At 37.3% G+C, this 6822-nt stretch carries 7 protein-coding genes; all 7 read left to right on the top strand.

Annotated elements, in window-relative coordinates; all coding sequences use genetic code 11:
* Positions 1 to 62: 62 nt before the first annotated feature.
* The 7 genes from D2K60_RS20480 to D2K60_RS20510 all read left to right on the top strand — a co-directional run bounded on the left by D2K60_RS20480 (position 63) and on the right by D2K60_RS20510 (position 6313).
* Positions 63 to 1043: an ABC transporter substrate-binding protein gene (locus tag D2K60_RS20480; protein ID WP_117170958.1), complete on the top strand. Its 981-nt coding sequence runs from the start codon at positions 63 to 65 to the stop codon at positions 1041 to 1043.
* Positions 1044 to 1061: 18 nt separating this feature from the next.
* Positions 1062 to 1352: a thiamine-binding protein gene (locus D2K60_RS20485; protein ID WP_117170959.1), complete on the top strand. Its 291-nt coding sequence runs from the start codon at positions 1062 to 1064 to the stop codon at positions 1350 to 1352.
* 46 nt (positions 1353 to 1398) lie between these two features.
* Complete coding sequence (locus D2K60_RS20490; RefSeq protein ID WP_117170960.1) at positions 1399 to 2163, top strand: ABC transporter permease; 765 nt, start codon at positions 1399 to 1401, stop codon at positions 2161 to 2163.
* Positions 2160 to 2897, top strand: a complete 738-nt coding sequence (locus tag D2K60_RS20495) for an ABC transporter ATP-binding protein (protein ID WP_117170961.1) — start codon at positions 2160 to 2162, stop codon at positions 2895 to 2897. Before D2K60_RS20490 ends, D2K60_RS20495 begins: the two co-directional genes overlap by 4 nt.
* Positions 2897 to 3676 carry a TatD family hydrolase gene (locus D2K60_RS20500; protein WP_117170962.1) on the top strand — a complete coding sequence of 260 codons (780 nt, stop codon included), beginning with the start codon at positions 2897 to 2899 and terminating at the stop codon, positions 3674 to 3676. Before D2K60_RS20495 ends, D2K60_RS20500 begins: the two co-directional genes overlap by 1 nt.
* Positions 3677 to 4402: 726 nt before the next feature.
* Entirely contained in the window at positions 4403 to 5491 is a 1089-nt protein-coding gene (locus D2K60_RS20505; protein ID WP_117170963.1) for an N-acetyltransferase DgcN family protein, read from the top strand.
* Positions 5492 to 5710: 219 nt separating this feature from the next.
* Positions 5711 to 6313, top strand: coding sequence for a DedA family protein (locus tag D2K60_RS20510; protein ID WP_117170964.1), 603 nt, complete (start codon positions 5711 to 5713; stop codon positions 6311 to 6313).
* Positions 6314 to 6822: the final 509 nt, after the last annotated feature.

Consider the following 6822-nt stretch of genomic DNA (forward strand, 5'->3'; position numbering starts at 1 on the left):
TATGCGTATTTTTTTTCGTGAAAAAAAGATATGTTCCCCCACAAATAAAAGGGGGATTTTAGATGAAGAAAGTATTATTTTTGGTTGCTACACTTGGACTTCTTATCACTGGGTGTGCAAATGACGAACAAGCAAGTCAAGAATTAGAGAAAGTAACGCTGGTGCTCGACTGGACACCAAATACAAATCATACCGGACTTTATGTTGCGCAAGCGGAAGGTTATTTTGAAGAAGAGGGCTTAGATGTTGAGATTACATTGCCAGGTGAATCTGGTGCGGATCAAGTTGTTGCAGCAGAAAAAGCGGATTTCGGTATTAGTGCACAGGAAACAATTACAGAAGCGCGTACACAAGATATTCCGATTGTATCGATTGCTGCAGTAATTCAACATAATACTTCTGGATTTGCTTCTCCAGTAGATAAAGAAATCAAGGCACCTGCAGATTATGCAGGCAAAACATATGGTGGGTGGGGCGCACCAGTAGAGGCAGCAGTAATTGACTCGCTGATGAAACAAGAAGATGCCAGTATCGACGATGTGAGCATTATTAATATGGGAAATACCGATTTCTTTACAGCGGTAGAACGCGATATTGATTTTGCGTGGATATATTATGGATGGACGGGTGTTGAGGCTGAGCTTCGTGGTGTTGACCTGAACATGCAGTATCTAACCGATTACTCAGAGAAATTAGATTACTACACACCTGTGATTACAACGAATGAAATGTTGATCGATGAAAACCCAGAGACAGTTGAAAAGTTTTTAGCAGCTGTAGCAAAAGGATATAATTACACAATTGAAAATCCAGAAGAAGCGGCAGATATTCTAATTGAAGCTGTTCCAGATTTAGATCCAGAACTTGTGAGGGCTAGTCAAGCATGGTTATCTCCAAAATATCAGGATGACGCGGCTAAATGGGGCGTCCAAGATGTTGCAGTTTGGGAAAACTATGCCGATTGGATGTACGAAAATGAATTATTAGAAACAGAACTTAATGCAACTGATGCATTTACGAATGAATTTTTACCTGAAGAATAAAAGGGAGGCACGTGTTAAATGGCTAATGCACTTGTAAGTATTCAAATTATCCCCAAAACGAAGAATGGAGAAGATGTCATTCCATATGTTGACGCAGCAATCGCTGTTATCGAAGATTCTGGTGTGAAGTACCAAGTTAATCCGTTAGAAACAACAATGGAAGGTGAATTAAGCGAGCTGTTTCAAATTATCGAAAAAATGAATCAAGAAATGGTTGCTCGTGGTTGTCCAAGTGTTATTTCACAAGTGAAAGTCTATTATAAGCCTGGTGGTGCATCAATGGACGTGTTAACAGAGAAGTACGTTTAAGAAAAGGGAGGGATGGCGGTGTCAATAGTGACGTCGCCTTTCTATTATGAAAAAAATCACAACAAAAACGATCAGTCCAATTATCGTTCTTGCTGTTCTTATCGCTTTATGGGAAATAAGTAGTAAACTCTTTGACATACCAGCTTGGCTTTTACCTGCACCAAGTGTGATTGTTCAAGAAGGTATTGCAGGTTGGAGCGGTTACCAGCATCACCTGCTTTCTACAACGAAATTATCGATAATTGGATTTGCGCTTGGCGTTTCAGTTGGACTTGTTGTAGCGATTAGTTTGCATCTCGTACCACCAATCAAAAAGGCCTTTTATCCATTATTGATTTTATCGCAAAACATTCCAATTATTGTGCTTGCACCTCTACTCGTTATTTGGTTTGGATTTGGGGTAATGCCAAAGCTTATTGTCATCACACTCGTCTGTTTCTTTCCAATCGCAGTGTCGACATTAGATGGTTTTCGCCAAACAAGTCACGAATTATTGCACTACATGCAGATGGCAGGTGCATCCAAACGGCAGATTTTCACGAAACTAGAATTACCACATGCTTTGCCATCGGTTTTTTCGGGTTTAAAAATCGCTGCAACTTACAGTGTAATGGGTGCAGTAATTTCCGAATGGCTTGGAGCAAATCAAGGAATTGGCGTCTATATGACATTAGCTCAGTCTTCTTTTCGAACGGATCGTGTTTTTGTTGCTATTTTCTTTATTATGATCTTATGTATGGCCTTTTTTGGAATTATTGTTGCCTTAGAAAAGCTCTTGATTAAAGGACGCGTGAAGGAGGAAAACGAATGAGTGAGCTTGTCGTCAACCAGATCGGAAAGTCATTTACAGATCAAGAAGTGCTAGCTGATCTTTCTTTTTCAGTCAAGGATGGTGAATTCGTTTCTCTACTTGGTCCGTCCGGAAGTGGAAAAAGTACGTTATTTCATTTAATCGGTGGCATGTACACACCTGACACTGGTGACTTTTACCTTGATGGAAATAAGATCACCGGTAAACGCGGAGCCATTAGTTATACGCCACAAAGTCCATCGCTATTTCCATGGCGAACGATTTTAGAAAATGTTGTTTTAGGTGCAGAGATTCAAGGGAAACCGGATTATCAAAAAGCACGCGCAATGTTAGTTAAGGCTGGATTGTCTGGTTACGAAAACGCGTATCCATATGCATTATCAGGTGGAATGCGTCAACGAGTTGCCTTCGTTCGCGCGTTGTTAAGCCCACAAGATTTCATTTGTTTGGACGAGCCTTTTTCAGCTTTAGATGAATTTACCAGACTAGAAATGCAAAAATGGCTATTAACTATTTGGGAAGAGAATCGTCAATCGATTCTTTTTGTTACCCATAATATTGAAGAAGCACTTTACTTATCTGATCGCATTATTGTTTTATCAAGTAAACCAGCTACAATAAAAAAGGAGTTCAAGATACCTTTTGAACGACCACGTGATCCAAATCTTTTCTTGACGGAAGAATTTTTACAATGGAAGAGGGCTATTTATCAAGAGTTGCAGGGGGCTATCTGATGTTTCCAATTATTGATGCACATATCCATTTAGATTTATATGCAAGAACTGAACGTTTAAAAATACTAGCAGAAATGGATCAAGCTCAAGTAGAGGCACTCATTTGTGTGTCAAATGATGTTCATTCAGCAGAAAAAGTAATGGAACTAGCCAGAAGAGATACTCGAGTTAAGCCAGCAATAGGCTTTCATCCTGAACAGTTCTTACCAACTACGACAGAGATGAAAATGATCCTGTCCCAAATCAAACAGTATCAACACGATATAATTGCAATCGGTGAAGTAGGTCTTCCATACTACAAGCGTCAGAAAGAACCTAGTTTGGATTACGGACCTTATGTCGAATTACTAGAACAATTTATCAAACAGGCTGCACGTCTGGACAAGCCAATTGTATTGCATGCTGTCTATGACGACGCGCCAATTGTTTGTGATCTGTTAGAAAAACACAATCTAATAAATGCACACTTCCATTGGTTTAAAGGGGATCAACAAACAATCACACGCATGATAGACAATGGTTATTTTATTTCGATCACACCAGATTGTCTCTATGAAGAAGAAATACAAACAATCATCAAAAGCTATCCTCTCAATCAAATGATGGTTGAAACAGATGGACCCTGGCCGTTCGAAGGTTCGATTTCAAAAGAGAAAACCCATCCGAAAATGATCCATCAATCAATTGAGAAAATTGCCGAACTAAAGCAATTACCAATTAGTGAAGTCTATCAAGTGGTGTATCAAAATACAAAAACGTTTTATCGATTAGAAAACTAGTTAGTAGCTAGTTTTTTTATTTTGATTTTTTGCAAACATTGTTACTTTCAATATCCGTACTCGATGGAGACTGCGACGTAACAGTAGTACCTTACCCGCTCCACAAGTGAAATGGGCTCGCTTTCCGTGGGCACGACTTCAGCTAACTCGGAAGCAAAGAACACTTCCGAGTGGATCTTCAGTCCGTGCTGTTCCCACAGGAGTCTCACCAATTTCACTTGCTCCGCTAGTTTTGTCTATAAATAAGTAAGCTTGTCCTATCGCATACTTAATTAAAACGTCAGCAACTATATATTAGTAACTGAAAAAAACATCGATTTTTAGTTCCTAATACCGATTTCTGTAATTAATGTCAACGTTTTTTAAATTAGTTGCTCTACTCAGCGAAGGAAGTAAATGGGTGACACTCTAGTTAGCTGAGGCTGTGCCCACAGAAAGGGAGACCATTTGCTTCCATAGCGGGTAATTTACGTCGTAGTTGATGATAATTGCGACGCTAGGAACTTTATGTCGGAATTTATTGAAATCTAGTGTTAAATAGAAACTTTTAGAAAATAGTCTAAAATACATCCATTTTCTTCCTAATTCTATAGCCTATAGGGATAGGCGTGTGCTATACTTGCTGTGCAATGCAGCATTATATCTTGTGAAGGATAAGGTATATAGACTTTTTCTATAAAAGATTGAAGATAGATTAGAAACATATGTTAGGGAGGAAAAAGTCTTATGAAAGAAACGGCAATAATTTATTGTGAAGGTAATTTTGGCTCAAAGGATGGAAAGACCGCTAATGGGCTGGTAAGAAGCTCGAGGAAATTTACGATTGTAGGTGTTATCGATAGTACGAAGTCTGGAATGGACACTGGTGAAATACTTGTTGGAGAAAAGAATAGCATTCCAGTATATCAGAACTTAACAGATGCAATCGAAAAATTAGATAACGTACCAAATCAATTTATATATGGGATTGCTCCTTCTGAGGGATTTTTAAAGGAAGAGGAAAGAAGTATCGTTTTACGTGCAATGGAAAAAGGAATTAATATTATTAATCCGCTACACGAGTTTTTCATGGATGATAAGGAATTCACAACTGTGGCGAAACAATTTGGTGTTTCCATTCTTGATGTTAGAAAACCTGCGGCTAAAAAAGATTTACACCTTTTTTCCGGTCGGATCTTAAATATCAATACACCTGTCGTAGCAGTATTAGGTACAGATAGTGCAAATGGTAAGCGAACTACTTCTGTACTACTTGAAGATGCCTTGCTTGCAAAAGGATTTAATGTTGCATTTATTGCAACTGGTCAAACTGGCATCATACAAGGTGCAAAGTATGGTGTTGCTATAGACGCTATTCCATCACAGTTTATGACTGGTGAAATTGAATATCAAATCATGCGTGCTTATGATAATGATAAACCAGACATCATAATTGTTGAGGGACAAGGAGCATTAAGTCACCCAGCATATATAAGTTCCGGTGGCATAATAAGAGGAGCAAGACCCGGTGCAATTATTGTACAACATGCACCTAAACGCGAACGCACAGGTGATTTCAGTTATGAGAAAATGCCTACGATAGAAAGTGAAATTAATCTTATCGAAACGTTCTCTAAGTCAAAAGTAATCGCAATAACGATAAATCATGAAAATATGACAGATGAAGAATTAATTACAACAATTTCAGAGTATGAATCGAATCTTAAACTACCAACAACAGATGCGCTTAAATTTGGCTGTGACAAACTAATTACAAGTATTTTTGAAGCTTTTCCAGAATTGGAAAGTAAACAAATAGTTGGTCTATCTAAATAAATTGTATTGTTATAAACTAAAAATGGTATTAAACCTATCCTTATAAACATGGATAGGGATTTTTGGTTTTTAAGGGAAAACGAATAATGTTGTACTATATAAATAGAATAGATATCACCAGCATATTATGAATAACTATAAGTAGAATAAGGTGGAACGAGCCATATAACATGTTAATAAAAGCGTATATAAAGTAATAGTAGAATGGGATGGATACAGATGGAAGATTGGTTAATGATCGTGATCAATAGTTATGGATATCTAGGTATTGTCTTTTTAATTGCAATTGAGAACATTTTCCCTCCGATTCCATCAGAGGTTATTCTTACATTTGGTGGTTTTTTAACTATAACAACAACGATGACGGTATTGGGTGTTATTATTGCATCAACAATAGGATCAATGATAGGTGCGATCGCGCTCTACTATATTGGTTTGTCGATATCCACCGAAACGTTAAAGAAAATTATTGCTAAACGTGGTCATATACTTCGTCTGAAAGAAACGGATGTCGATCGGGCAATTGGTTGGTTTAATAAATACGGTGGTTGGAGTGTTTTCCTTTGCCGGTTTGTTCCACTTATTCGTAGCTTAATTTCGATTCCAGCAGGTTTGGCGAAAATGCGATTTTTTCCGTTTCTTCTATTAACAACGCTCGGATCTCTGATTTGGAATAGTGTCCTTGTCGGGCTTGGTGCTTATGTAGGTGAATCATGGCATGAGATTGTACGTATTATGGAGAGCTACTCTGCGGTATTGTATGCTTTACTTGGTATTATAGTAGTAATAGGTGTGACGGTTTTTATAAAAAAAAGAAAATAATCTGTGTAATAAGCGTACAATTGGGGAATATATAATTGTGACGATGTTTTCATTGAATCACCTTGTGATATTGTATAGAAGAAAGTCGATTTTATCTCTCAAATCGTTAATTAGTCTTAACGCGTTATTTACAAGGTAGAGGGTTCTATGGTATATTAATGCCATTGCTTTTCGAGGCAATAATAAATCTTTTCAATCAACAAAATTAATTATTGACTTTATACTAAACCGTGTTATAATTATTTGGCTGACGAAATAACGTTGGTTATAACGATTTTGTTTTTTGAAACAGAATTGATTCAAACGAAATAAAGTGTTGACTTAATATTTTGTAAATGTTATGATATATAAGTTGCCTTGAAAAAAGACAGCAGATTAGAAGTTGATCTTTGAAAACTGAACGAAACACACAGTATGTTAAGTAAGTAAAGCAACAACAAGCTAGTTAAGTATTTGAGCAGCAAGCTCGCATTTTATGGAGAGTTTGATCTTGGCTCAGGACGAACGCT

The sequence above is a fragment of the Paraliobacillus sediminis genome (genome assembly GCF_003426055.1).